Annotated in this window: 20 protein-coding genes; 8 read left to right on the forward strand and 12 right to left on the reverse strand. The window is 59.2% G+C overall.

What is annotated here, in order from left to right:
- Positions 1–166 precede the first annotated feature (166 nt).
- Together OK142_RS07110 and OK142_RS07115 are read left to right on the forward strand one after the other, a co-directional pair.
- Positions 167–532: an ArsR/SmtB family transcription factor gene (locus OK142_RS07110; RefSeq protein ID WP_498681860.1), complete on the forward strand. Its 366-nt coding sequence runs from the start codon at positions 167–169 to the stop codon at positions 530–532.
- Between the two features lies 1 nt (position 533).
- Positions 534–1,163, forward strand: a complete 630-nt coding sequence (locus OK142_RS07115; protein WP_137038875.1) for a glutathione S-transferase family protein — start codon at positions 534–536, stop codon at positions 1,161–1,163.
- Between the two features lie 6 nt (positions 1,164–1,169).
- On the opposite strand, the gene OK142_RS07120 is transcribed toward OK142_RS07115, so the two are convergent.
- Entirely contained in the window at positions 1,170–3,005 is a 1,836-nt protein-coding gene (locus tag OK142_RS07120; protein WP_498682548.1) for an ABC transporter ATP-binding protein, read from the reverse strand.
- Positions 3,006–3,204: 199 nt separating this feature from the next.
- Positions 3,205–4,401: an aminotransferase class V-fold PLP-dependent enzyme gene (locus OK142_RS07125; RefSeq protein WP_498681862.1), complete on the reverse strand. Its 1,197-nt coding sequence runs from the start codon at positions 4,399–4,401 to the stop codon at positions 3,205–3,207.
- Between the two features lie 74 nt (positions 4,402–4,475).
- On the opposite strand from OK142_RS07125, the gene OK142_RS07130 reads away from it, so the two are divergent.
- The gene (locus OK142_RS07130; protein WP_080600499.1) at positions 4,476–5,327 is read left to right on the forward strand and encodes an IclR family transcriptional regulator; all 852 of its coding nucleotides are present in this window, start codon (positions 4,476–4,478) and stop codon (positions 5,325–5,327) included.
- Positions 5,328–5,333: 6 nt separating this feature from the next.
- Here the strand turns inward: OK142_RS07130 and OK142_RS07135 are convergent, their stop codons facing one another.
- The 5 genes from OK142_RS07135 to OK142_RS07155 form a co-directional block, all read right to left on the reverse strand.
- The gene (locus OK142_RS07135) at positions 5,334–5,828 is read right to left on the reverse strand and encodes a RidA family protein (protein WP_281037482.1); all 495 of its coding nucleotides are present in this window, start codon (positions 5,826–5,828) and stop codon (positions 5,334–5,336) included.
- A gap of 84 nt (positions 5,829–5,912) precedes the next feature.
- Entirely contained in the window at positions 5,913–7,136 is a 1,224-nt protein-coding gene (locus tag OK142_RS07140) for an amidohydrolase/deacetylase family metallohydrolase (protein ID WP_498681863.1), read from the reverse strand.
- Between the two features lies 1 nt (position 7,137).
- The gene (locus tag OK142_RS07145; RefSeq protein WP_003500772.1) at positions 7,138–8,013 is read right to left on the reverse strand and encodes an ABC transporter permease; all 876 of its coding nucleotides are present in this window, start codon (positions 8,011–8,013) and stop codon (positions 7,138–7,140) included.
- Positions 8,013–8,954, reverse strand: a complete 942-nt coding sequence (locus OK142_RS07150) for an ABC transporter permease (RefSeq protein WP_035243569.1) — start codon at positions 8,952–8,954, stop codon at positions 8,013–8,015. Before OK142_RS07150 ends, OK142_RS07145 begins: the two co-directional genes overlap by 1 nt.
- 332 nt (positions 8,955–9,286) lie before the next feature.
- Positions 9,287–10,813, reverse strand: coding sequence for an ABC transporter substrate-binding protein (locus OK142_RS07155; protein ID WP_313609081.1), 1,527 nt, complete (start codon positions 10,811–10,813; stop codon positions 9,287–9,289).
- 518 nt (positions 10,814–11,331) lie between these two features.
- Here OK142_RS07155 and OK142_RS07160 point away from each other — a divergent pair.
- The 4 genes from OK142_RS07160 (at position 11,332) to OK142_RS07175 (ending at position 18,954) form a co-directional block, all read left to right on the forward strand.
- A complete protein-coding gene (locus tag OK142_RS07160; RefSeq protein ID WP_216332676.1) occupies positions 11,332–12,456 on the forward strand; it encodes a glycosyltransferase family 4 protein in 1,125 nt (374 codons plus the stop codon).
- A 408-nt stretch (positions 12,457–12,864) separates the two neighbouring features.
- A complete protein-coding gene (locus tag OK142_RS07165; RefSeq protein WP_137038880.1) occupies positions 12,865–14,061 on the forward strand; it encodes a polysaccharide biosynthesis/export family protein in 1,197 nt (398 codons plus the stop codon).
- Positions 14,062–14,518: 457 nt separating this feature from the next.
- Positions 14,519–15,817 carry an efflux RND transporter periplasmic adaptor subunit gene (locus tag OK142_RS07170; protein WP_313616335.1) on the forward strand — a complete coding sequence of 433 codons (1,299 nt, stop codon included), beginning with the start codon at positions 14,519–14,521 and terminating at the stop codon, positions 15,815–15,817.
- Complete coding sequence (locus tag OK142_RS07175; RefSeq protein WP_498681864.1) at positions 15,814–18,954, forward strand: efflux RND transporter permease subunit; 3,141 nt, start codon at positions 15,814–15,816, stop codon at positions 18,952–18,954. The genes OK142_RS07170 and OK142_RS07175 overlap by 4 nt, the downstream gene beginning before the upstream one ends.
- A 50-nt stretch (positions 18,955–19,004) precedes the next feature.
- Here OK142_RS07175 and OK142_RS07180 read toward each other — a convergent pair whose 3' ends face one another.
- Both OK142_RS07180 and OK142_RS07185 read right to left on the reverse strand, forming a co-directional pair.
- Positions 19,005–19,583, reverse strand: coding sequence for an invasion associated locus B family protein (locus OK142_RS07180; protein ID WP_498681865.1), 579 nt, complete (start codon positions 19,581–19,583; stop codon positions 19,005–19,007).
- Positions 19,583–23,191, reverse strand: a complete 3,609-nt coding sequence (locus tag OK142_RS07185; protein WP_498681866.1) for an autotransporter domain-containing protein — start codon at positions 23,189–23,191, stop codon at positions 19,583–19,585. Before OK142_RS07185 ends, OK142_RS07180 begins: the two co-directional genes overlap by 1 nt.
- 37 nt (positions 23,192–23,228) lie before the next feature.
- Between OK142_RS07185 and OK142_RS07190 the strand changes: the two genes are divergently transcribed.
- Entirely contained in the window at positions 23,229–23,723 is a 495-nt protein-coding gene (locus OK142_RS07190; RefSeq protein WP_498681868.1) for a hypothetical protein, read from the forward strand.
- Positions 23,724–23,763: 40 nt separating this feature from the next.
- Here the strand turns inward: OK142_RS07190 and smoA are convergent, their stop codons facing one another.
- From smoA to OK142_RS07205, 3 genes are read right to left on the reverse strand one after another with little or no spacing between them, the layout of a single operon-like run.
- A complete protein-coding gene (gene smoA / locus OK142_RS07195; protein WP_082185771.1) occupies positions 23,764–24,288 on the reverse strand; it encodes an NADH-dependent FMN reductase SmoA in 525 nt (174 codons plus the stop codon).
- On the reverse strand, positions 24,288–25,181 hold the full coding sequence (locus OK142_RS07200) for an aldo/keto reductase (RefSeq protein ID WP_498681870.1): 894 nt from the start codon (positions 25,179–25,181) through the stop codon (positions 24,288–24,290). The genes smoA and OK142_RS07200 overlap by 1 nt, the downstream gene beginning before the upstream one ends.
- Positions 25,181–26,338: an LLM class flavin-dependent oxidoreductase gene (locus OK142_RS07205; RefSeq protein ID WP_003500750.1), complete on the reverse strand. Its 1,158-nt coding sequence runs from the start codon at positions 26,336–26,338 to the stop codon at positions 25,181–25,183. The genes OK142_RS07200 and OK142_RS07205 overlap by 1 nt, the downstream gene beginning before the upstream one ends.
- Positions 26,339–26,381: the final 43 nt, after the last annotated feature.

Raw genomic sequence — 26,381 nt, forward strand, 5'->3', positions numbered from 1 at the left:
TTCGAGGAACGTTTTGGCGATCCTTGTCCGGAAAGCGAAAGAGAAATCTACTAATCCTGTAGATTTTAAAAAATGCTTGACCCGGCCAAACGGATCTTAATCAAGCCATTGAAATTTATCGCGATACAATTTACTTTTTTATAGTTTGAAAAATGGGCCTGTAATCGTGACGAAACCGGTTTCCAATCTCATCTGCCGCAGCGTGGTGGAAGCGAGCGAGCTTTTGAAGCTTGTCGCCAACGCCAATCGCCTGGCCATCGTCTGTTATCTCAAGGAAACGGAAGCCTCCGTTTCTGCGCTGGAATATGAGCTCGGCATCCAGCAGCCGACCCTTTCCCAGCAGCTAGCCGAATTACGCGACGCCGGCGTGATCGAAGGCTCGCGGGAAGGCAAACAGGTCATCTATCGCGTCACCGATCCGCGCATCGTCCAGCTGGTTTTGACATTGCGCGGTCTCTATACTGATCTTTCCGACGTAACCGGCAAGAAAGGCAGACGCGCTTTGCCGCTCGATGAGGCGATGTTCGATTAACATGATCGACCTCTATACCTGGATCACCCCCAACGGCCTGAAAATCTCGATTGCGCTGGAAGAACTCGGCCTGTCCTATGTCAGCCACGCCATCGACATCGAAAAAGGCGAGCAATTCTCAGCCGATTATACCCGCATCAATCCCGGCTCGAAAATCCCGGCGATCGCCGATCGCGATAACGGCACCATCCTGACGGAATCGAATGCGATCCTGATCTACCTCGCCGAAAAAGTCGGGCGGCTTCTGCCTGCCTCCAAGGCTGCACGGCTGGCAGTCACCGAATGGCTGATGTGGCAGGGCGCCAATTTTGGCCCGACACTCGGTTATGCCCATTATTTCCTGACCTATAATGCCGGACAGGCACCCTTTGCCGAGACGCGTTTCACGACGGATGTGGAGCGGCTATACAGGACGTTGAACGACCGGCTGACAGGCCGGGAATTCATCGCCGGAGATTTCTCCATAGCCGATATCGCCATCTGGCCATGGGTCTCGCGTTTCGCGCGCCACAAAATCGACCTCGACGATTTTCCGGCGGTACAGCAATGGTATCGCCAGCTTGGACAGCGCGAAACTTTCCAGCGCGGCTACCGTGTGCCTTTCGCGACGTCCGACGTACCGGGTCTTTAACCTGCTTTAACAGGCGACAAGGTGGCCGGGCGAGACCTCGCGATACTCACGCGGCTTCACCACGTAGTCGACCGCGCGGATCGGGCTTTTCAGCTCGTCATTCGCGGCATTTCGCCGGGTGTTTCTTCGATCCGGGTCCGGCACCGGCACGGCGGCCATCAGCTTTCGGGTATAGTCATGCTGCGGATTATCGAACACCGCTGCGCGCGGGCCGATCTCGACGATTTCGCCGAGATACATCACCGCCACCCGGTGGCTGACGCGTTCCACCACCGCCATGTCATGGCTGATGAACAGGAAGGCGAGATCGAGGCTTTGCTGCAAATCCAGCATCAGGTTGATGACCTGCGCCTTGATCGAAACATCCAGCGCCGAAACGCTCTCATCGGCGACAATCACCTTCGGCTGCAGTGCAAGCGCGCGGGCGATGCAGATGCGCTGGCGCTGGCCGCCCGAGAATTCGTGGGGGTAACGCGCCGCCATATCGGGCGAGAGACCGACTTTTTCGAGCATGTCGGCCACCACGTCCTTCGCCTCGCGGGCGCTTCCCATGCGGTGCTCCAGAAATGGTTCGGCAATCGCCGCACCCACCGTCATGCGTGGATTGAGCGAGGCGAAAGGATCCTGAAAGATCATCTGCACCGTCTTGCGCATCTCGCGCATGCCGGATTTGTCGAGAGCGAGAATATTCTCGCCATTGACCACCACCGAGCCGGCATCCGGCTCGATCAGCCGCATGATGGCACGTCCCGTCGTTGATTTTCCGCAACCGCTTTCGCCGACCAATGATAATGTTTCGCCGGCTCGCAGATCAAAGGACACATTTTCCACCGCATGCACGCGCCCGCTGAGTCGTCCCAAAAGGCCGGAGTGAATGTCGAAGCGCTTGGTCAGCCCTTCCACCTTCAGCACTGGCTGGGCACTCGCATCGACGGTATCGCCCGGGCGCGCCGGCTGCTGCGTTTCCCCCGTGGTGGTGTTGACGATGGGAAACCGGAGCGGTCTTTCTTCACCCGTCATGGAACCCAGAACCGGGACGGCGGACAAAAGCGCGCGGGTATAGGGATGTTTGCCGCGATGGAAAATATCGGCCGTCGCGCCGACTTCCACCTGCTCGCCGCGATACATGACGACGGTGCGGTCGGCGATCTCAGCCACCACGCCCATATCATGGGTGATGAACAGAACCGACGTGCCTTCCTCTTCCTGAAGCGTCTTGATGAGGTCCAGTATCTGGCCCTGAATGGTCACGTCGAGCGCCGTCGTCGGCTCGTCGGCAATCAGCAGCTTCGGCCGGGACGCAAGCGCCATGGCGATCATCACGCGCTGGCGCATGCCGCCGGAAAAGCGATGCGGATATTCATCGAAACGCGATGAGGCCGAAGGAATACGGACTTTTTCGAGAAGGCGGATCGTCTCAGCCCGCGCATCCGCCCTGGACATCGGCTGGTGACACAGCAAGGCCTCGGAAATCTGGTCGCCGATGGTGAATAGCGGATTGAGGCTGGTCATCGGCTCCTGAAAGATCATCGCGACCTCGTTGCCCCGCACCTGCCGCATGGCATCTTCTGAAAGGGACAGCAGGTTGCGCCCACCAAGCAGGATTTCGCCCTGAACCCTGCTGCTTTCCCGATCCAGCAACCGCATGATGGAGAGCGAGGTGACGCTTTTGCCCGAGCCACTTTCACCGACGATCGCGACCGTCTCGCCCGGCCCGACATCGAAGGAAATATCACGCACCACGGGTTTCCAGCCGCCATCCACGTGAAAGGACGTGGTGAGATTGCGGACGGAAAGCACGGCATCTTCGGCACCAATCGGTACTGCCTGCGGCATGGTCATGATCGTTCCCTTCTTTTCTTCTCGTTTGAACTGCTTCAAATTTCTTCTCCCCGCCGGGGAGAAGGTGGCCCGAAGGGTCGGATGAGGGGGCAAGCTCTCCGAATGTCGCTGACGTCGCCCCCTCATCCCGCTGCCGCGACCTTCTCCCCGACGGGGAGAAGAAATACGCGGCACCCGCTCGTTCCATATGCAGTCGTTATTAATCCGGCCAGCGCAGCATGCCATCGAAACGGTGGCGGCTGCGGTCGTCGAACGGAGTTGCAATCATCTCGTTGGAGGCGCGCGCCTTGTCCAGTTCCTCCGCCAGACGCGTCGCCACGATGGTTTCCTGTCCGGGATGAAGGTTGCAGGGGTCAAGATAGAAATAGCGATGCTCCACCTCGTGGTCGCGGGTAATGATCGGCGGGTTGCCTCTCGCTAGCGCCGTCGTCAGGTCCCAGGCGGTGATATGCGCTTCCTCGGCATTGATGATAACGCGCAGCCTGTCGAGCGGGTTATTGGTCGGATCCGGCTCGATCAGCGCCGTCACGCCGGGGCGGCCATCCAGCGTATCCTTCCAGAGATTGAGATAGCCGGTCTCACGCTCACGGATGCCGGCATGGTCGCGCTTTTCCCAGGCTTCCAGTGCCGCCATGACGCCATAAATGCTTTCCTTGCCGACCTTCATGCCGCGGCCGATGCCCATATTCTGCAGGAAGGCGTTGCGCACCAACTCCTTTTTGCCGGCCACGATGCCGGAGGTGGGGCCGCCGAGGAACTTGTGGCCGGAATAGAGCACGACATCCGCACCCGTGGCCAGAAACAGCTCCAGATCATATTCGGAAGCCGCATCAACGATAACCGGCACGCCCTTGGCGTGGGCAATCTCGACAAATTCGGAAAGATGCAGCAGGCCGTAATCGACCACATGGTGCGAGATGACATAAACCGCCGCCGCCGTCTTGTCGGTGATGGCGTTTTCCATGTGAAAACGATGAGTGGACGTCGCCTGCCCGACCAGGACCACCTTGCCGCCGGCGAGCCGGATTGCCTGATCCACCGGCGCGCCGTAGCTCACCACATGACCCATCTGCACCAACACCTCGTTCTTTTCCGGCGCGGTATCAGGCAGCTTTTCGATGGCCAGGAGATTGCTACCGGTAATGGCCCCCGCAACCGCAAGGCTGATGCCGGAAGAGCAGGATGCTGTCACGAAACCGGCCTCGCCGCCCGTCAGCCTTGCGATGATCGCGCTTGCCTTGCGCTGCAGATCGTTAATCTCGACGAATTGCGGCAGGATCGCCGCCATGGCCTCAACTGCCTCAGGAACGACAATGGAAGCGCCAAGCGATGTCATGGTGCCCGAGACGTTGATGACCGGGCGAAGGCCGATCCTGCTTCTGATATCCTCGGTCATGTCTTTCTCCTGTCTTTGCGATGCGATGGGCATCGACATATATGCCATAATAATGTAATAGCTTCTCAAAATTCATGAGGAGCCGGAAATTGGACGCCCATAGACTGGACGAATTGTCTTCACCCGCCCTGTCCCCGACCGAGGAAAATTCGGACGCGAAGGGGGCCAAGCGCTCGCGCGTCAGCGGTATCGACCGTGCGCTTCAGGTGATTGATTACCTTTACGAAACTGGATCGCCAGCCGGCGCTTACGCCATTGCCAAGGCAATCAAGGCGCCGCTTTCCACCGTCTATGTGATCGTTGACGATCTTGTCGAAAAGAACATGCTGGCGCGCAATGCCGATGGCAACATCTGGCTTGGCGCGCGGCTTTATCACTACGGCCTTGCCTATGCCCGCTCGCTGGATTTCATGGGTGTCGCCACCCACGAAATGCATGATCTGTGCCGCCATGCGGGCGAGACCGTGCAGCTTTGCGGCCGCGATGGCGACCATATGCTGGTGCTGGCCATGGCCGATGGTCCCAGCCATTTTCAGGTTGCCTCGCGCGTCGGCACCCGCGTTCCCTTGAACTGGACGGCGTCGGGCCGGCTGCTCGTCGGGCATCTGCCGGAGGCGGAACGCGTGGAACTGTTCAAACGCTGCGCCCGCACCTCGCCCACGGGCCGCGCGGAAATCAACCCGGAGACCCTGTCGCAATCGGCGGGCGCTGCCTTCCACGACCGGCTGTCGATACAGGTCGCCGAGTCCGACTACGCTGTCGCCTGCATCGCCTCGCCGATTTGCGACAACAGGGGCGAATGCGTGGCGACGATTTCCATCGTGCTGCCGGAACAGAAGGTACTGGCGGACGAGAACCACTACACCGAACAGGTCAGGGTTTCGGCCGAAAGGATCGAGAAGCTGATGGGCTGGCGCAACCATTGAACAGCCTCAATCCTTCAGCGCGACGATGGCTTCTATCTCGACGGTGATGTTGCCCGGCAGCGAACCGAACCCCACGGCGGAGCGGGCGTGCTGCCCCGCATCGCCGAACACATCGATGAAGAGATCGGAGCAGCCATTGATGACGCTTGGGTGATCGCGGAAATCGCTGACGGCATTGACCATGCCGAGCAGCTTGACCACCTTTTTCACCCGCGACAGATCACCCAGCGCCTCATGCATGACGGCAAGCAGATTGATGCCGGTGAGGCGCGCATGCTGGTACGCCTCATCCAGCCCGATCTCGGCACCTACCTTGCCGGCGTAGAGGTGTCCGTTCTCCTCCCTCGGGCCTTGTCCCGAAAGATAAAGCATATTGCCTTCCACCACATGGGTGACGAAATTGGCGATCGGCGGCGGCGGTGGCGGCAGGGAGATGCCGAGCGCGGCAAGCCGGTCGTAGGGCGAATGACGCCCGTCTGCCTCAAGCGAAGACTGTTTCACGCGAATTCCTCATAATGCCGGGACGGGTATCCCATAATCTCTGCGGAAGGCCGAGGGACTGCCCCTCCGCGCCTCCAATCTGGTTCAGCGCCAGGAATAACCATGGCTGTGGCGCACGAGCTTGCGCGCTCTTGGCACATAACGGCTCGCAGCAATGGCCTCTGCACCCATGACCGCGTAACGCGGCTCGAACAGCCGCTTCAGACGCGAAACGTCGCCATTGGAATCGGTCGCTTCCAGATCGGCATCGACAAGATCGAAGACCGTGAAATCGGCGCGCCGACCGACATCGAGGCGGTTTTCCATGTCCAGGCGGATGATGGAGGCGGGATTGCGGGTGACGGCCTCGACCACATTTTCGAAAGGCATATCGACCGAAAGCAGCTTCGACATGGTCGTCGCCAGATCCCACACCGGGAAATTCATCGAATGGCCGTGCAAATCCGTGGAGATCGAGAAGGGCAAAAGGCCACGCGCAATCGCCGCTTCCGCCACCTTGAAGGAGAAGGATGCGCCACCGTGACCGATATCCAGCCGGATGCCTTCACCGGCGCAGCGTTCCGCGAGATTGAACAGGTCCTCGTCTTCCATGATGCTCGAGCCCGATTTGCCGTTGAAGCAGTGGGTCACGACATCGCCGGGGCCGAGAATTTCCAGCACCTCGTCGTAAAGTGCTGGCGGTTCGCCCACATGCACCATCATCGGCACTTTCAGGATCTTGGCGATCTTCTTGCCGAGCTTGACCGGCGTAACACCCCAGGAACCGGTGATGACGTGGCTCGCCCGCACCTTGAGGCCGACGATATGCTCGCTGTTTTCGGCGTAACATTCGATGATACGATCGAGATCGATATCCTTGATGTCGCGCAGTTCCGGCACGCGGTTGCAGGCGACGAGCCCGATGGAGCCGAGATTGAGGAAGGCCTTGATGCGTTCCTTCGAGGGCTCGATGATATATTCGCGGAAACCGTGGAAATTCGCCTCGCCTGCCGAACCGGCATCCACCAGCGTCGTCACGCCGCGCTCGGCCCCGCATTCGGAGGGACGGATGGAGATATCAGTGCCGCCATGCCAGATATGCACGTGCAGATCCACCCAGCCGGGCGAGATGAATGCGCCCTTCGCATCGATGCGCTGCGCATCCGCCGGCGCCTGAAGGGCAGGCCCGACCGCCGCGATCTTGCCGTCGCCGCCGATCAGAATATCGGTCGAGGCCTGTGGCGCGCCCTTTCTGAAGCCGACGGGTTTCACATTGGAGAGAAGAATGGGAGCTTGAAGAGGCGCTTTCGCCTGTTCACCGGACGTCATATTACAAATCCCTTCGCAGTCTTGGGTCGAGCATGTCCCGCAGCCCATCGCCGACCATTTGCAGCGAGAGCACGGAAAGAATGATGGCAAAGCCGGGGAAATAGGTCATCCAGTCGGCCTGGCCGATATATTGGCGGCCGGCGGAGATCATGGTTCCCCAGGTCGGAATTTCGGGGCTGACACCAAGCCCCAGGAATGAAAGCCCAGCCTCGGCCAGCATGGCGCTGGCGAAAAGGAAGGTGCATTGCACGAGGATTGGCGAGATCAGATTGCGCAGCACATGCCGCGTCATGATGTGGAAGGTGGAGATGCCGAGCGCCTTGGCCGCTTCCACATAGGGCAGTTCCCGGATCACCAGCGTCGAAGCGCGCACGATGCGGGCAAGACGCGGTGAGTAAACGACGGCAAGCGCGATGATGACAGTCGTCAGCGACGGGCCGAGCGCGGCCACCAGCGCGATAGCCAGCAGAATATCCGGAAACGCCATCATGGCATCGATCAACCGCGCGATCGGCGTATCCAGCTTCTGGAAGAAACCGGCAAGCAGGCCGAGCGTGATGCCGATCAACGCCGAGAGCGCCACCACGGCGGCCCCAACGAGAAGCGATAGCCTTCCGGCAAAGATGGTGCGGGAAAAGACGTCGCGGCCGAATTCGTCGGTGCCGAACCAGTAGAGTTCGCTCGGCGGCTTCAGACGGTTCACGATCGACAGTTTCGACGGCGAATAAGGCGCGATCATCGGTGCGAAAACGGCAAGCAGCACGAAAACGAGCAGCACGATCAGACCGGCGGCGACCGTCTTGCGCTTCAAAAGACGCCGAATGAACAGGACGGTCGGGTTGCGCGCCGGCTGGGCGGTGGAGGTGATATCGGCCATCAGTAACGAACCCTCGGATCGACCAGCAGATACAGCATGTCGATGGCAAAATTGATGAGCACGTAAAGCCCGGCGATGACGAGAAGCGCGCCCTGAATGACCGGATAATCGCGTCTCAACACAGCCGACACGACGAGATTGCCGATGCCCGGCAGGCCAAAGACGGTTTCCGTGACGACCGCGCCGGAAATCAGCACGGCGGCAGTGAGACCAAGCACGGTCAGGATGGGAATGAGCGCATTCTTCAGCGCATGTTTCATCACCACCCGCCGCTCCTTGACACCCTTGGCTCTGGCGGTGCGGACATAATCGTCGCCGAGAACATCCAGCATCGAGGCGCGGGTGAAACGCAGAATGAGGGCCGAGGAAACGAGGCCGAGCGCGATTGCCGGCAAGGTCAGGTGATACATGCGCTCGAGGAAGCTTGCGCCTGGACCTCCATATCCCGAGACCGGGAACATATCGAGCCGGACGGCGAAGAACTGCATGAGGATGAGGCCGAGCCAGAAGCTTGGAATGCTCGCCGCCAGCATCGCAATGGTGGTCGCGGCCTGATCCACGAAGGAACCGCGCCGGTAAGCGGCATAAATGCCGATGGGAAGCGCGATGGCACTGGCGATCAGCAGCGAAAAGATCGTCAGGAAGAAGGTCGGTTCCGCCCGATCCAGAAGTGCTGCGCCAACCGGCATGTTGAGAAAGATCGACTGGCCGAGATCGCCCTTCAGCAATTGCCCGATATAATAGACATATTGCACGCCAAGCGACTGATCGAGACCGAGCCGGGTGCGCAGCTCCGTTATGTCCTGCGCCGAGGCATCCGGCCCCAGCATCACCGCAGCCGGATCTCCGGGCGTGACGCGCAGGATGACGAAAACGATGGTGACGACGAGGAACATCACCACGATCATTCCGGCAAGTCTCTGGAAAATATACCGTATCACGTATGTATGCTCCAAAGCGCGTGATGGGCCGCTATCAGGCGACGGTTGAATAGAGTTGTCGATAAGCGCCGGCAATTCCGGCACTTACGGTCGTAAAATCGAACGTCTCTTCCCACGTCCGATTTATACTCCACCCTCATTCCTGTGCTCGTCACAGGAATCTAGCCAGCCCAAGTCCTTGGGCTGGAAGGACTCCTCTCGCCGCGCAGACGCGCGTCGGCTGGATCCCTGTGACAAGCACAGGGACGAGGATGGAGACGCGGCAAGGACAGGAGGTCCGTGGCGACGGAAGTGCCGGATGCAGTACCCGGCACTCGATTGCCAAACCGGCCTTACTTCGTAACCGAGGCGTTCCAGAAATACGGCCAGGGAGCCGGATCGACGCCTTCCAGCTTATTGGACTTGGCCGCCACGGCGTTGAAATCACCGATCTTGATGAGCGGCAGCTCGGCATAGATCGTCTTCTGCACATTGGCCCAGAGCGCGATACGCTTGTCCGGATCGGCTTCGGAGGTGAAGGCATCAACCGCCGCCTTGCGCGCCGGCGTGTCCCACCAGCCCGGCGAGCTGGTGGACAGCGCGCCCATCAGCGCCGGTTCCGGCAGGAAAGGGCTGTGGCTGATATAGATGTCCCAGAGCTTCGGGTCGGCGCGGCGCTGCGTCAGCGTCGCCCAGTCCACCACCTGCATATCCACCTTGAAGCCGGCAAGCTTCAGATATTCCGCAGCGACCTGCGCCATCTTGTAGTGGAACTCATATTGGCGGCTGGTGAGGATGCGCAGCGGCTCACCATTATAACCGGCCGCCTTGAGCTTTTCCGCAGCAGCTTCCGGATTGCCGACATTGTAATTGCCTTCGACGCCCTCTTCCGTGTGCCAGGAGAAATTGCCGGGATAATAGGCGCCGTCAAGCGCGTAAAAATCCTTGCTACCGAAAGCGGCTGCCAGCATGTCTTCCATGTTCAGCGCCTCGGTTATCGCCTTGCGCACTTCAAGCTTGGAAGACAGTCCCTCCTTGGTGTTGAACACGAAGACCGGGAAACCGAAAGGTTTCAGCATCAGCGGCTGCGACGCCGACGAAGACTTCACCTTGTCGAAAGATTCGACCGGAATGGAATCGACATAGTCATACTGGCCGGAAACGGCGGCCTCGACACGGGTATTCGGATCAGGCACCGGAACGAAGCGAATTTCATCGAGATATTGATGGCGTGCGCCACCGTAACCGTCGCTTTCGCCATCGCGAGACTTGTAGCCGTCGAAACGGACGAGCTGGATATACTGGTCGGCCTTGCGCTCCTTCAGCATGTAGGGACCGGTGCCGATGAATTCCGCCATCGGCTCCGCCTGCTTTTCAGCCGGCAGGATGATCGCCGCCGAATTGTTGAAGGCGAGCAGCGAGGTCAGCGGCGCATAGGGCTGCTTGAGGGTGACCGCCACCGTCCCTGCATCCGGTGCGGAGATATTCTCGATGAACCCTGCGGCCTGCTTGCCGCGCGAGGCGATCTTCATCCAGCGGCCAAGCGAGGCGACGACATCTTCGGAGGTCATGTCGCTGCCGTCATGGAACTTGACGCCCTGACGCAGCTTGATCGTGTAAGTTTTACCATCAGCGCTGATTTCAGGCAGGCTTTCCGCCAGAAGCGGGGTCACCTTCCAGCCCTTGTCGAAGGTGTAGAGCGTTTCGAAAATATGCTGCGTGACGATGCCGACGAGATCGGCCGTTGAGGCCATCGGATCGAGCGTCGGCGGCTCGCCGATCGTGGCGACGTTGATGACGCCGCCCTTTTCCTGAGCCATCATCACACCCGGCGCAAGCAACAAAGCGGCGGTGGCGAGAAATGCAAGTTTACGTCTCATTGTTAAGCTCCCAGCTCTTAGTTCCAACCTTACGTGTTCCATTATTATGTTATATGCATCTTTATAACAGAATATCTTGATAAGACGCCTTGTCAATCACCTTGCCGCGGGATGACGGAATTCATTGGCTGGACAAAATGGGAAGGCAATTTCGGCGGAGACGAAAACAAAGCGTGAAGCCAGAAAAATCGAGGTTTCAGCCCAAAATGGCGCGGCTTCCGGCCATCGACAGGTATCAATATCGCTGCAGGAAGGGGCGCGGCTGGCCTTCGGCCGGGAAACCGAGGAAGCGAATTAAGCAGGTTGGATATTTCGCATCTGCGAACAAAGTGCTATTGAGGATTATACCAACACCAGATTACGCCAGACATACCCTCACTTTCCTATTAATCGTTACGTCATTTGCCTCCACCAGCCGTGTTTTTAAGGGCTGCAGACCGACCTGATATTCTACACCGCCGAGCTTTATTCCAGGGCGGATTATAAATTTTTATTACGTTGAAATTATTGAGGAAATCATGAAGACGGCAATCGTGCATGACTGGCTCACCGACAGAGGTGGCGCCGAAAAAGTGCTTCACAACCTTCTTGAAATTTATCCTCACGCGGATCTCTTTTGCCTCGTCGATTTTATGAGCGAGCGCGACCGGGGGTTCCTCGGCGGCCGCCCGGTCAACACCTCCTTCATCCAGAAAATGCCTTTCGCCCGGAAAAAATATCGCTCCTATCTGCCGCTGATGCCGATCGCCATCGAGCAATTCGATCTGAGCGGCTACGATCTGGTGATTTCCTCAAGTTATGCCGTCGCCAAGGGCGTCATCACCGGCCCTGGCCAGTTTCATGTCTCTTACATTCACAGTCCAATTCGTTACGCCTGGGACCTCCAGCACCAATACCTCAAGGAAACCAGGCTCAATCGCGGGTTCGCCTCGTGGATCGCGCGCGCGATCCTGCACTACATCCGCATGTGGGACATTCGCACTTCGCACGGCGTCGACCTGATGACGGTCAATTCCAAATTCATTCGCAGCCGCGTGCGCAAATGTTACGGGCGCGATTCTACCGTGATCTATCCGCCGGTGGACACCTCCCATCTCTCCCCTTCCGACTGGAAAGGCGATTATTTCGTCACCGCCTCGCGTTTGGTGCCATACAAGAAGGTGCATCTGATCGTTGAAGCCTTTGCGAAGATGCCGGAACGTCGGCTGGTCGTCATCGGCGACGGCCCGGACATGAAACGCATCCGGGACATCGCGACCCCCAACGTCGAAATCCTCGGCTTTGTCGGCAATGAAGAACTTCACAAATACATGGCGGAAGCCAAGGCCTTCGTCTTCGCCGCGGAAGACGATTTCGGCATCGTGCCAGTCGAATCCCAGGCGCTCGGCACACCAGTCATCGCCTATGGCAAAGGCGGCGTGCTGGAAACCGTCATTCCGCTCGGCGCCTCAAACCAGCCGACCGGCCTTTATTTCGGCGAACAGACCCCCGAGGCCATCTGCGCCGCCGTTCAGGAATTCGTCGACAACTCCGACCGTTTCGACAAGAACGCCTGTATCGACAACGCCGCCCGCTTCTCCCGCGAGCGTTTCCTGCGCGAATTTGCCGACACCGTGAATTTTGCGCTGGCTGCACGGGCCTGATGAGGGAGCAGCATTATAAAAGATTTTGGTAAAACAATTGATTAGCCAATCTTTTGAATCAATCGCCAAAGAAACCCCGCAAGCGTGACAAAACTGCACTAGCGCATTGCAGCAATCAAAGAGATTATGGCGTCTGGCTGGCTAAAACTCACACCATTCGGGTACGCGAGATATTGAGCGTTGTGCCGGCTTTGGTGGCGCATTTGAACTTTGAATGAACTTGAAGCAGCGCCTGAAATTGGGCATATGCCTGATAAAAGCGTCAATATTGCGGAACGCGATTCTGCTGAACGAATGTAATGCCGATTAGGGTTTCCTTTATCGGCATCCTTTATGAAGTGCTTATTTTATAAATTATGCGACGTCCGGGTCATTTCCTTTTCGGACAAAATTCATTTTGAGGACCAAATGCGTTTATTGAATGTTTCGATTCTGCTTGCCTCTGCAGCACTGGCAGGCTGCACGGTCACTGCGGCATCAGGGCCTGATGCGGCGACAATCGAATCCAACGCTTCCGTAAAGTTCGGCACCAAGGACAAGAAGAAGACCGCAGGCGTCGACTACGCGCTCATCGATATAAACAGCTCCGTCCTGAACTATGTCGGCGATACCACCACCAGTACCCTGCTCGGCAGCTTCGGCGGCGGCAAGGGTGGCGTTCCGGCGCTGCCGATGGGTGTCGGCGACGTGGTGCAGGTTGCGATCTTCGAAAGCCAGGCGGGTGGCCTCTTCATCCCCGCCGATGCAGGCAGCCGTCCCGGCAATTATATCAGCCTGCCGAACCAGACGGTGGACCGGGAAGGCAATATCAGCGTTCCCTACGCCGGCAAGATCCGCGCGACGGGTCGCAATGTCGAGGACGTTCAGAGCGAAATCGAAGAACGGCTGGCCAACCGCGCCATCGAACCACAGGTTCTCATCACCAAGATTTCCAGCCGTTCCGCCCAGGCCTCCGTGCTTGGCGACGTGAAGGAGCCGACGAAGGTCCAGCTTTCGGAAGCGGGTGATCGCGTTCTCGACGTCATCTCCTATGCAAAGGGCCTCAGCGCCCCGAATATCGAGTCCTACGTTACGCTGATCCGTCGCGGAAAGACTGCGCGCGTCAACTACAATCATCTCGTCAGCACGCCCACCGAGAACATCTATGTGGTTCCGGGCGACACGATCATGGTGGAGCGTGAGCGCCGCACCTATCTGGCCTTCGGCGCTTCCGGCCTCAACGGACGTTTCGAGTTCGAGGACGCCGATCTCAAACTGTCGGATGCACTTGGCAAGGCCGGTGGATTGCTCGATTCCCGCGCGGACCCCGCTCAGGTCTATATTTATCGTATCGTCAGACGCGATCTTCTCGTGAAGCTCGGCATCGATACCTCCAAATTCCCGGGCCAGGAAATTCCGGTCATATTCCGTGCCAACCTTCGCGATCCCTCCACCTTCTTCGCCAGCACGAAGTTCCCGATGCAGGATCGCGACATCATCTACGTCACGAATTCGCAGGCCACCGAACTTTACAAGTTCCTGGATCTCGTTGGCTCCGTTCCCGCAACGACGGGCAATGTCGCCGAAGACGTACTCTCGACACGCAACGCCATCCGGGCTTTCTGACGCTCGACATCTTACCGCTCGCATCAAGGCCGCCTCTGAAACGAGGCGGCTTTTTCGTTTGGTCGGAACCAAAGGGTGCAAGCGAACCCGGTGTGCTTCAGATGCCGACAGGCCGAGCATGGTTGGAGAACCAGTCTGTGGTTCAAGTTACTCACCAAGCGCAACTGGTTTTCTTCCTACTTTCCATCGCGATTTGCGGAAATCAACGCGCTCTTCCATATCGAAGCCGGGGCGTAGACCCTCTGCCGCCGTGCATTGAACCCAGCGGCGAACATATGCGGAAAGCCGCCATATGCCTTGCATCGCAAGGCGATATGCCAGCTGACGTTGTCGTCGCCATTACAAAAGTTTAAGGTGCTTTCGCAGCGCATTGGGTGTCTTGTGGGGAAAAGCTGCTCCCAAGGCTTGCCGCACATGTTCGGTAAACATGTATCGCTCTCATAAGCGGAACCGTCAGATGAAACGTTTCTGGACCGCCCTCAGCGTCCTTGCCATCGCAGCCGTCGGCGCGTGGTATTTCAAGGATCGCCTGCCGCTCGACCAAATCCCCTATCTCAAACAATTCGCCAGCGTTTCACCACAGGCGGAAACGACGACGGCCAAAGCGCCCGCCGGAGCGACGACGCAGCCCTCACAAAACGGCCAGTCTGCGCCGCAGCAAGGTCAGAGGCAGGGTGGCGGAAGGCGCAATGGCGGCCCACCCACGGTCAGCACCGTCGCTGCCGGCAAAGCGACATTGCCGATGGATGCAGCCGCAACTGGCTGGGCGGTTGCGGCCGACATTACCAATATAGCTCCGCTTCAGGCCGGTCTCGTCACGGAAATATCCGCAAAAGACGGCCAGCATATCAAGGCTGGCGATTTGATCCTCAAAATGGACGACCGTATTGCCCGCGCCGCCGTCGACAAGGACAAGGCAAACATTGCGGCGGATCAGGCAACGCTGGATCAGGCCGAGGCGGCTTTCCAGCGCGCCGCCAATCTGGTCAAGCAAAATGCCGAGGCCCAGCAGGTGCTGGATCAGGCCAAGGCAGCACGGGATTCCGCCAGCGCCAAGACAGACGCCGACCGCGCCGCGCTTGCATCCGATCAGGTTACGCTCGAAAACATGGAAATCCGTGCGCCCTTTGACGGGCGGCTGGGGGATATCAGCGTCAGCCCGGGCGCTTATCTCAGCGCTGGCGTGAATATCGTGACGATCACGAAATACGATCCCATCTTCGTCAGTTTCCGCCTGTCCCAGCGCTACCTGCCGCAATTGCGTGAGGGCGTAGAGAAGGACACGACCGTCGACGTCGATCCCGCCGCAACCGGCGGCGAGGCCATATCCGGCGTCCTGCGTTTTTACGACAACATTGTCGACCAGACCTCCGGCACCGTCCTGGCGAAGGCGGAATTCAAGAACGAGCGCGGTCTTTTGTGGCCGGGTCAATCCGTCAATGTCACGACCCACTTCGTCTCGAACGAGGAGATGATCGTAGTACCGACGGTCGCCGTTCGGCCAGGGCCGAAGGGTAGTTTTGTTTATACCGTCGATGACAATCATCGTGTTCACATGACGACCGTGGAAGTCGCCCGCTCGAACGGTGATTTCACCGCCATTGCAAGCGGCCTCACCGGCGGCGAGCACGTGATCATCGAAGGCCAGTCTGAACTCACCGACGGTCAGCAGGTCGTTGAGCAGTTCTCCGACAAGGGCGGCGCGGCCGGCAATCTGGCCGCCAATGTTACGCCGGAAAAGGTTGGCACCCCATGATCGCGAATTTCTGCATCAACCGGCCCGTCGCCACCACCCTTCTTGCCATAGGCCTCGTGCTGGCCGGGCTTGCCGGTTTCAGCCTGCTGCCGGTCGCCGCCCTGCCGAAAGTCGATTTTCCGACGATCAGCGTCTCGTCGTCGCTGTCGGGCGCATCGCCGCAGACAATGGCAACCTCCGTCACCACGCCGCTGGTCAAGCAGTTCGAAACCATTCCGGGCGTCAGCGAAATCAGCGCCACCAACACGCTCGGCAACAGCTCGATCGTTCTGCAATTCGATCTCAACCGCGATATCGACGCGGCGGCCGCCGATGTGCAGGCCGCGATTTCCCGTGCGCAGCGGCAATTGCCAAGCAACATGACGACGACGCCGAGCTACCGCAAGACCAACCCCGCCGATGCGCCGGTCCTTTTGCTTGCCGTCAACAGCAAGGAAATGCCGACCAGCACGGTGGATGAAATCGCCGAGAATATCATCTCGCCGCTTCTGTCGACCATCTCCGGCGTCGCGCAGGTGAGCATCTACGGCACACAGACCTATGCCGTGCGCATCGGCCTCGATCCGGCGCAGCTTCAGGCAAGGGGGCTTGGCGTCGATACCGTCACAAACGCCATCGCACAGGCGAATAACCAGGTGCCTGTCGGCGCCTTGCAGAACGACAATCAGCGCCTGACGATCGAGGCCGATACCCAGCGCACCGATGCGGCGGCTTTCCGGACGCTGGTCGTGTCCACGAATAACGGCGCGCCCATTCATCTCGGCGATATCGCCAATGTGACCGACAGTATCGATAATACCGATGCCGGCAGCTGGTTCGATGGCGAACAGGCCATCGTGCTCGCCGTGCAGCGCCAGCCGGACGCCAACACCGTCGATGTGGTGGACGCGATCAGGGCAAAACTGCCGGCGCTACGCCAGCAATTGCCGCCCTCGGTCAATATCAACGTCATGAACGACGCCTCGACAGCGATCAAGGATGCGATCTCCGACGTTCAGTTCACGCTGTTCCTCACCATCGGGCTGGTGGTTGCGGTCATCTATCTTTTCACCGGGCATCTGACGGCGACCATCATTCCGGGCCTTGCCGTGCCGCTGTCGCTGATCACCGCTTTCGGCGCCATGTATGTCCTCGGCTACAGTATCGACAACATCTCGCTGCTCGGGCTGACATTGTCGGTCGGGCTTGTAGTGGACGATGCGATCGTCATGCTTGAGAATATCCTGCGCCTGCACGAAAAGGGCCTGACAATGCGGGAGGCGGCGCTTCAGGGCGCGGCGGAAGTCAGCAATACCATCCTGTCCATGTCCGTCTCGCTGGTGGCCGTGTTCATTCCCATTCTGTTGATGGGCGGGGTGATCGGCAGGCTCTTCAACGAATTCGGCATGGTCGTCACGCTCGCGATCATGGCCTCGGCACTGGTGTCGCTGACGGTAACGCCGATGCTCGCATCGCGCCTTTCCGGCCAGTCTTCCAGACCTCCAGCCATCATCCGCTGGTTCGATGCCGGTTTCGAGCGCACGCTTCACCACTATGGCAAGGCGGTCGGCTGGTGCCTCACGCACCGCCGCGTGGTTCTGGGCGCGTTTCTGGCCTCGATTGCCGCCTCGCTCTATCTGTTCGAGACGCTGCCCTCCAGCTTCTTCCCGCAGGAAGATATTGGCCGCCTTTCCGTGTCAACGCAGGCGCGCGAGGATATTTCCTACACCGCGATGCGCGATCTCCAGGCGCAGGTTGCCGATCAGATCCGCAAGAACCCGGCCGTGGTGCATGTCACCTCCATCGTCGGTGGCAATTCCCGCAATCCGCTGAACAACGGCTCGATGTTCGTTGAACTGAAGCCCAAGGAAGAGCGCGCGCCGCTCAGCCAGGTGCTGAGCGAACTGGGGCAGGCCACATCGAAGGTGGCCGGTATCCGCACCTATATCAATCCGCAGCAGAGTCTGCGTTTCGGCGGGCGCAGTTCCGCCAGCCAGTATCAGCTCGTCGTTCAGGGCCTGAATGCCGATACCACCAATGAATGGTCGAACAAGCTGATGGAGGCAATGCGGCGCGACAGGACATTCACCGCCGTCACCTCTGACGCCCAGAATGGTGCGATCGCCGCAACGATCTCGGTCGATCCGGAAAAGGCCGCAGCCTTCGGCATCACCAACGATCAATTGCGCAAGACGCTGGAAATGTCATTTGGCGGTTATACGGCGGCGCAGATCCAGTCGACCGGCGACAGTTATGACGTGATCGTGGAGTTCGACAGCTCGAAGCAATGGGACGACAACTTCCTAAGCGATATCAATATCCTCTCCGCCAAATCCGGTGTGCTTGTTCCGCTTTCCAACTTCGCTGCGCTCACCCGCACACAGGCGCCTGTTACCATCAACCAGACGGGTCAGCTCGTCTCCACCACGATCTCCTTCAACCTGCCGGATGGCGTGGCGCTTTCCGATGCCACGAACCGGATCAACGAGATCAAAAGCACGATAGGCCTGCCGCAGGACGTGTTCACCAGTTATGGCGGCACGGCGGCCATCTTCCAGCAGAGCCAGGGCAATACCGGCATCCTCATTCTGGCGGCGGTGCTGACCATCTATGTGGTTCTCGGCGTGCTCTACGAAAGCTTCATCCACCCGCTGACCATCCTGTCCGGTCTGCCGGCGGCGGCCTTCGGCGCACTGGTGGCGCTGAAGGTCATGGGCATGGATTTCTCGATCATCGCGCTGATCGGCCTGCTGATGCTGATCGGCATCGTCAAGAAAAATGCGATCATGATGATCGACGTGGCGGTGGAATTGATCCGCGAACAGGCGGAGCCGCCCGCCCGCGCCATTCACGAAGCCTGCGTGCGCCGTTTCCGGCCGATCATGATGACGACGTTCTGTGCTTTGCTCGGTGCCCTGCCCATCGCGCTCGGCTCAGGCGCAAGCTCCGAGCTGCGCCAGCCGCTCGGCGTCGCGGTGGTCGGCGGGCTCATTGTCTCGCAATTGTTGACGCTGTTCATCACCCCGGTCATCTTCGTGGAAATGGACCGGTTTGGTCACTTCCTCACCGGGCTGTTTTCGCGCAAGAAAACGGCTGGAACGCACGCGGAACCACAAAAGCCGGAAGGGGCAAGCGAGCCGGATTCCGTGGCCGCGTAACGCATTCCAGTAGAAGTCGTAAAATGGATTCCGCTTAGACCGGACGTGCTTTAACGAAGGCTTTCGAGGCGCTTGAGCGCCTCGGAAAAACCTTCCGCCTGCAGCTGAAACGAAACCGTGCGGCCTTGCAGATCAGGGGCCTCGACTGTCAGGGTCTTGCCGGCCTTCAGCGCCGAAACAAGCTCGACAAAGGGCGTGAAGGTAACGATGCAGCCCACCGGCAGGCAGGTGCTGACCTGCACTTCCTGCAACCGCACATTCCCCGATTTCACCGAAAACAGCTTTGTGACGGCAAGCCCGAAAGGCATGACGAAGGTGCCGGAGAGCTTGTCCTGCCTGGCGACATCATCAAGCCGGAATTCGGCGGAGACGACCAGCTTGCGCGTCTTTTCCTCAAGCTGAACCTGCGCGATGGCGCAAAGCGGTTTTGCGCCTTCCGCCGCGGTATTCGGGTCGCCACCCTCTTTCTTCGCCGGCGCCGCGCAGGCGATCTGCCAGCTTCCGTAAACCTCGTGCAGTGGTGTGGCAGCCTTCGCCGCCTCTTGCGCCCGCGCGACACCTGCCGCCGCACCCGCGGACAGGAGAACGGCGAAAACCACTGTCCACAATCTGTTTTGACCACGCTTCATCAGAAACGAACCCCCAATTCGGCAGAGGCCGTTTGATCTAGCAAATCCGCTCCAAAGACTGCGCCATAACGGAATGTCAGGGTAGCGGAGGGATTGAGATCGTACCGAACCCCCAGATTGAGCAATGCGACGTCGCGCGCCGTCGCGGTGCTTGCGACTGTAAAAGCACTGCCGCCCACATAAAACAACGCACTTTCCATGTTTGGATCACCATAGGCATGGCGCCAGCCTATATCGAACATTGCCTGCCCAAACGTGCCCTCAAACGCAATGTCGCGGCTGATGCGTGTGCCAAGCGTCGTATAGAGTTGATCACGGCTGACGGATCCGGAAGAAACCGCGGCGATGCCACCCTTCTCGCTGAATGCATCCGTTCGCGTGTTCACGTAGCTGATATTGGCGTAGGGCTCGATCCGGGTGATATCGTGATCGAAACGCCAGGCGGCTTCAGCAAAGACCTGGGTGGTGGAGGCATCATAGCCGGCGGTGAGGTTTTCCTTCAGCGTCGAAAAGGAAATCGCCCGACGGGTTTCGACATCCTGGAACGCGTGGATCGCACCGAGCCGCAGGAAAGCGGGACCGATTGCCCCTCCCGCATAGGCGGACACATAATAGCTGTCCACATCCGCTGAAGCCGACAGGGATTTCTGCTCGATAGCGTCGCGGCCGTAACCCGCAGCGACACCGGCGCGCCAGCCCTCACCCCAGTCGCCATCAAGGCCGAAAAGAACGCCCCCGCCCTTCATGTCCGCCGACGCACCGTTGCCATCGCGATCGATGCGACCACGAGACCCGAAGCCATTGGACCAGAAGGTGAGGCCTTCATCGATATTCAGCGGGTCGGATGCAGCTGCCACGCCCGCGGCGGGCAGGATAGGACGCCCATCAACACCGCCGAAGGCGCTGCGCAGCCTGCCGAGAATGACATCGCGGGTCAACTGGCTGCGGTTTATCAAGGCCATGGCCAGCGACGGATGCAGTTCACCAGCAAGCTGCGAAAATGCCGATTGCGTCTCGTCAAGCTGGAGATAGAAGGCCGCGTCGTAAAGCGCCGATCCCTCACCCGCAGCCTCGACCGCATTGGCAGCGGAACGCGCATTTACCGTCGACGTCGATGCGGCGAAGGATCCCGGCCCAAAAGATTGACGCTTCATCAGGAGATAGACTGTATTGTTGTCGGTGCTTTTCGTGACAGCGGTCTTCAGATAGTCAAGATTTCCGACCACGTCGGAAAATGCCCCGGTTACACCGCCTGTTGCTGTCAAGATCAGATATTTCGCACCGAAAGCAAAATTCAGGCTTCCTGTTGAAGGGGTAATGACAAGATTGACGTCATTGGCAATGGTCACCGTTCCGGTCACCGCGAGCCTGTCCGAATTGCCGAAGCTGTCGATTTCAACCGCATAGGTCGAAGCATCCGCAAATGTGACATTGCCCATGGAGGTCAGCGTGCCGATAGAATTGCCAGGCGCGAGCGTGCCGCCCGAACGAACTGTCGCGCCGCCAATTGTGCCGGAACCGCCGAGCGTCGCGCCGTCAGCCACGGAAATCACACTTGCAAGCGAGCCGTTGACACTGAGCTTGCCGGAGGAAACATCGGTCGTTCCGGTATAGCTGCTGTCGCCCGTCAAAATAAGATTGCCGTTGCCGGTTTTTTCCAGCGAGCCGGAACCGCTGATGGCATTCGAAAGCGTACCCGCGCCATCCACCACCAGCGATGCATTGTTGGCGATCTCGCCCGAGCCGAAACTGGTGGCAGTTCCCTTCAGCGTGCCGGCTGAAATCGTTGTGCCGCCGGAATAGCTGTTATTGCCGCTGAGTGTGGTGATGCCGTTTTCCGCGTCAATGCGCCCGGCGCCCGAGATATCCGCGGAAAGCTCGTAATTGCTTTCCGAATGGTTCAGAACGATGCTGCCATTGCCGGAACCAAAGGCAATCGCCTCCGCCTCCAACTCTCCAGCCGAACGCGCCATCTGCCCCGCGGCGGCGCCGATATTCAGCACACCGGTAGAGCCGCCGGACGACGCTATGAAAATGGTTGCCGCGGCAAGAGAAGCGCCGCCTGTAACCTCCACAACGCCGGCACCGCTGCCGCCAATGACGAGGGTGGTGACAACCTCCACTTTTGAGCCCGCCCCACTGACCTGCAAGGTGCCGTCAGAACCTGCCTCCGTCCCGAGGAAAAGCCGATTGGCCTCCAGGGAGGCCCCACCGTGCACTGTCACGTTGCCGGAGCCATAGCGGCCGATGGTCATGGAGCCTGAAGAGGCAAGACTATTCTCGACTTCGACCGCAACATTCGAGCCGGCCCCATCGATCGCCAATTTGCCGGAGGAGCCGGCAAGCTCACCCAAGGTCACCTGCTTTGCCTGAATGCCTCCACCGGCATCGACCGCGACTTCTCCTTGAGTGTCGTTCTGATACCCGATTACAAGTGCATTGGCGATCGTCCACTTCGACCCGCCACCGGCAACGGTCACGGAAGATCGCGAACCGGAAAGCGTCGCGACATATCCTGTATTGCTGCTGACCGAGCCACCGGCAGCGATCTGCAACGAAGCTTGACCGGCACCACCGACATAGAGATCTCCTGAATTGCGCAGGGCGCTTCCGGAACCGGAAATGCTGATGGAGCCGGAGCCGCCGGCATTCATGCCTAGAACCGTATCGGTCGATCCGACGAGCCCGCCGCCGGTTACCGTCACCGAGCCGGTCCCGTCAACGCCCACGTCGAGATTTCCGCTTCCAACCGTCCATACAGAGCCAGCACCATCCACGGTGACATCGCCCGTCGCACCCGCAGCGTTGCCGAGACGTGCTGACACACTTTCCATCTTGCCGCCCGTCGTGACATTCAGCGTACCGCGGCCGATGCCTCCCGCGGTATTCGCCGCAGCATCGCCACCAATCTGCAAGTTGCCGGTGGTCCATCGTGTGTCACCACCGGTCACCTCGACCAGCCCTGACGAATGGCGGCCAATGATCACGGTGCCGCTGGTTACGATCGCCGCCGTACCGACAGACATTGTTGCACCACCCTCATTGCCGACGATGAGGGTGCCCTGGGTTTCCAGCCGCGAACCGGCGCCATCTATGCTAAGCCCGCCCGACGATAGATTGCCGATGACGGTGTTGGCCTTGCTCGTGACCGCTCCACCGGCGGTGATTGTAAGGGAGCCAATACCGGCCCCGCCAACGACCATGTCTTGAGACGCCGTCAGGCTGCTGCGTGCTCCCTCCACGGCCACGGTACCGATTGAGCCGGCTCCGTTACCGACGACCAGCCCGCCGGTTTCAAAAAAACTCGCGCCCAACACCTCCAGCGACCCGAAACCGTAATTTCCGACAAAAACAGTGCCTGAATTCTCAAAACGGGACGAGTTGTCCAGCTTGACCGTGCCGTATCCCGTGCCATCCTTGCCTACATAGATATGTCCGGATGAGGTGGCCGAGCTTCCACTGAGATAGAGTTCACCGATGCCACTTCCACCCACGGATATATGGCTGGTATTCGTCCATGTTCCCCCGGAAAAATTCAGCTTCCCGGTCGCGCCAACAGCTTCGCCAAAGCTGCCATAGACTGTCGACAAATGACCATTGACGGACATCGTTCCCTCAGAGTTGATCCCGAGGGAAAGGCCATAGATGTCGGTGCTTGTTCCAGCTGCAATTGTCGGACCCGCAGAATTAATGTTGGCTGTATCGTTTGTTCCGGGGACACGTAAATATCCATACCAATTGGAGGCGGAGAACCAGTCGCCCGTTGGAGACCCGAGCCAGAGGATGGTTTCCGCTGCGGCGGACGACGTTAGCGCGGCGGAAAATATGAGAGCAAAGAGGCTCGTCGAGCCGGCTGAAGAACTCAGGGAAACGGCCATTGCCTTCACGCCGGACTTGTGCGGATTTTTCCCTTCAGAAACACGACAGAACCAACCGGACATTCAAGCTCCTCTACCGGCATTGTTCCGCCCCGTCCTGATCCGGCGAATCACGCTTCAAGACAATTCAATTAGCTCACTCTGGAAGATTATTGTAAGTATAAACAGCATAAAAAGCACATTAACCGGACGCATAAATATAAAACAGAGCGCGACAGGCGCGCTCTGCGAGATAAATGAAAAGATTGTTCGAATAGCATGATTTTCATCGATGGCCGGAGGGAAAATCCGGCCATATTCTGCTACTGCCTGGAAAACCGGCCGAAGGTACCGCCTGAAAAACAAAGGGGTTCGCCATCGCGATGGGCTGCGCGCAGCACTTCGCCGACGATGATGGTATGGTCACCCGCATCATGGGCGGCCGCCTGCCGGCATTCGAAACGGGCGAGCGTGCCGGGAATGACCGGAACGCCTTCGTCATTCATTTCCCAGTCCAGATCGTCAAAGGCGCGGCCGTTGCGGGTGAAGCGGGCGCTCAGCACGTCCTGATCGGCGCTCAGCACATGGATGGCGAAATGGGTGGCACCGCTGAAGGCCGAATAGCGGGACGAACTTTTTGCTGGCGACCACAGCACCAGCGGCGGATCGAGCGAAACCGACGCGAAGCTGTTGACCGTCATGCCGATCGGCCCTTCGGGCGTCGTTGCCGTCACCACGGTGACGCCGGTGGTGAAAGCGCCGAGCGCATTGCGAAAGCTGCGGCTGTTTTCGCCGCCGGGAACAAATACATTCTCATTGGGCATTTTGATCGCTTCTGCGACTGTCATCACGGCACCTCGCTTCCGGTTGCAAGTGTGTAGAGCTCAAACCAGGTCTGGCGGTCGATCGTGACGCTGAGAGCATCAGCCGCCGTTTTAATGCGCTGAATGTTGTTGGTGCCTAGCACCGGCACTATCTTTGCCGGATGCCGCAGCAGCCAGGCAATGGCGATAGCGGTGGCATCGACGCCCTGCTCCTTGCCAATGCGCTGCAGGGCAGCCATCATTCCACCATGTCCGCCGGAGAATAGCGAGCCACCGCCAAGCGGCGACCATGCCATTGGCGAAACGCGCTTTTCCTGCAGAAAGGCCAGATCGCCATTGGTGAAGCTATCGGTGGCAAGAAGGCTCATTTCGATCTGGTTCGTCACGAGCCTGCTGCTCATAGCCGATTGCAGCAGCGAGAAATCCCACGGGCGAAAATTGGAAACGCCCACGGCCTTGACCTTGCCCGACGCCACCAGCGCATCGAGCGCCTTGCCGGTTTCTTCCGCGTCGATCAGCGGATCGGGCCGGTGAATGAGCAGCAGATCAACATGATCCGTTCCCATGTCATGTAGCGAGGCCTCGACCGAGGCGTTGATATGGCCAGCCGTCGTATCGTAATGCTTGACGCGGGCAGCGGCGTGACGTCCAGCCGGCGCCACGATGCCGCATTTGGTGACGATTTCGATCTTGTCGCGCAGTCCGGGCGCAGCCTTCAGGCCCGCGCCGAGAATAGCTTCCGCCGTGTATCCGCCGTAGATATCGGCCTGATCCATGGTGGTGATGCCCTGCGCCAGGCAGGCTTCGATCTTTGCCTGCACATGGGCGGGCGAGGTGTCCGCATCGTCGCCGATGCGCCACATGCCGTAAACGATGCGGCTGAGTTCCAGGTTTTCAGAAAGAGCGATACGTTCCATCAGTGGCGTTCCCCGTTGCCGAGCGGCGTGGCAGGTGTTTCAGAAGGCACCCGGCCGTAAGCATGCGGCAGGGAGCAGGTTTTCATCTGCGGCAGAACCTTGGTGCCGAAGTGCTCCGCCTCATCGAGATGCGGATAACCGGAAAGAATGAAGGCACGAATGCCCATCTTCTGGTACTCCTCCAGCGCCGACAGGACCTTGTCGGTCGAACCGACCAGCGCCGCGCCACAGCCCGACCGTGCCCGGCCGATGCCGGTCCACAGGTTGGGTTCTACATAACCGAACTTGTCGGCCAGTTCGCGGGCACGCGCCTGATGCGACACACCGAGCGAACCGCTGTCATGCGCGCGGTTGCGGATCAGTTGCCCATATTCGTCATCGAGCTTCGAGACAAGATGCTCGGCATATTCCCGTGCTTCCTGTTCGGTATCGCGCACCACCATATGGACACGCAGGCCGTAATCCAGCGTGCGACCATGGGCGGCTGCACGCTCATTGGCGGCGCGCATGCGGTCTGCCAGCTGGTCCTTCGTTTCGGGCCACATCAGATAGACGTCGCATTGCGCGCCGCAAAGCTCCAGCGCGTCCGGCGAATAACCGCCGAAATAGAGCAGCGGACCGCCATTCTGCTGATAAGGCCGCGCCGGCTCGGTTGAAACACCCTTGAACTGGTAGATTTCACCGTCATGGTCGATGGTGTCGCGCGTCCAGGCCTGGCGCAGGATCTCCACGACCTCATGGCTGCGCTTATAACGAAACGCGCTGTCGGCCACTTCTCCGGGAAAATCGGAACTGATGACGTTGAGCGTCAGGCGACCCTTCAGCATGTGATCGAGCGTGGCGACCGTGCGCGCCAGCATGATCGGCTGCATCTCGCCGCAGCGGATCGCGGCAAGGAAATTGATGCGGTCGCTGATCGGCGCGCAGCCGGCGACGAAACTCAGCGTATCCTGCCCGACCTGGTAGGAAGAGGGGCAGAGGATATTGCGGAAACCGAGTTCTTCAGCCTTTTTGACGATATCGGAGCAATGGTCGAAACTGGAGCGCAGGCTACCGTCAGGCACGCCGAGATAGGCGTAATCATCGGAACACAAAGCGGAAAACCAGGAGACCTCGGCAGCATCGAGATCAGCGGATGTTACGGGTACGACGGTCATTCAATTCCTCCTCAAAGCCGCTCTCGTTTTTCTTGCATAACAT

The organism is Agrobacterium sp. BT-220-3 (assembly GCF_025910175.1).
GTDB lineage: Bacteria > Pseudomonadota > Alphaproteobacteria > Rhizobiales > Rhizobiaceae > Agrobacterium > Agrobacterium oryzihabitans.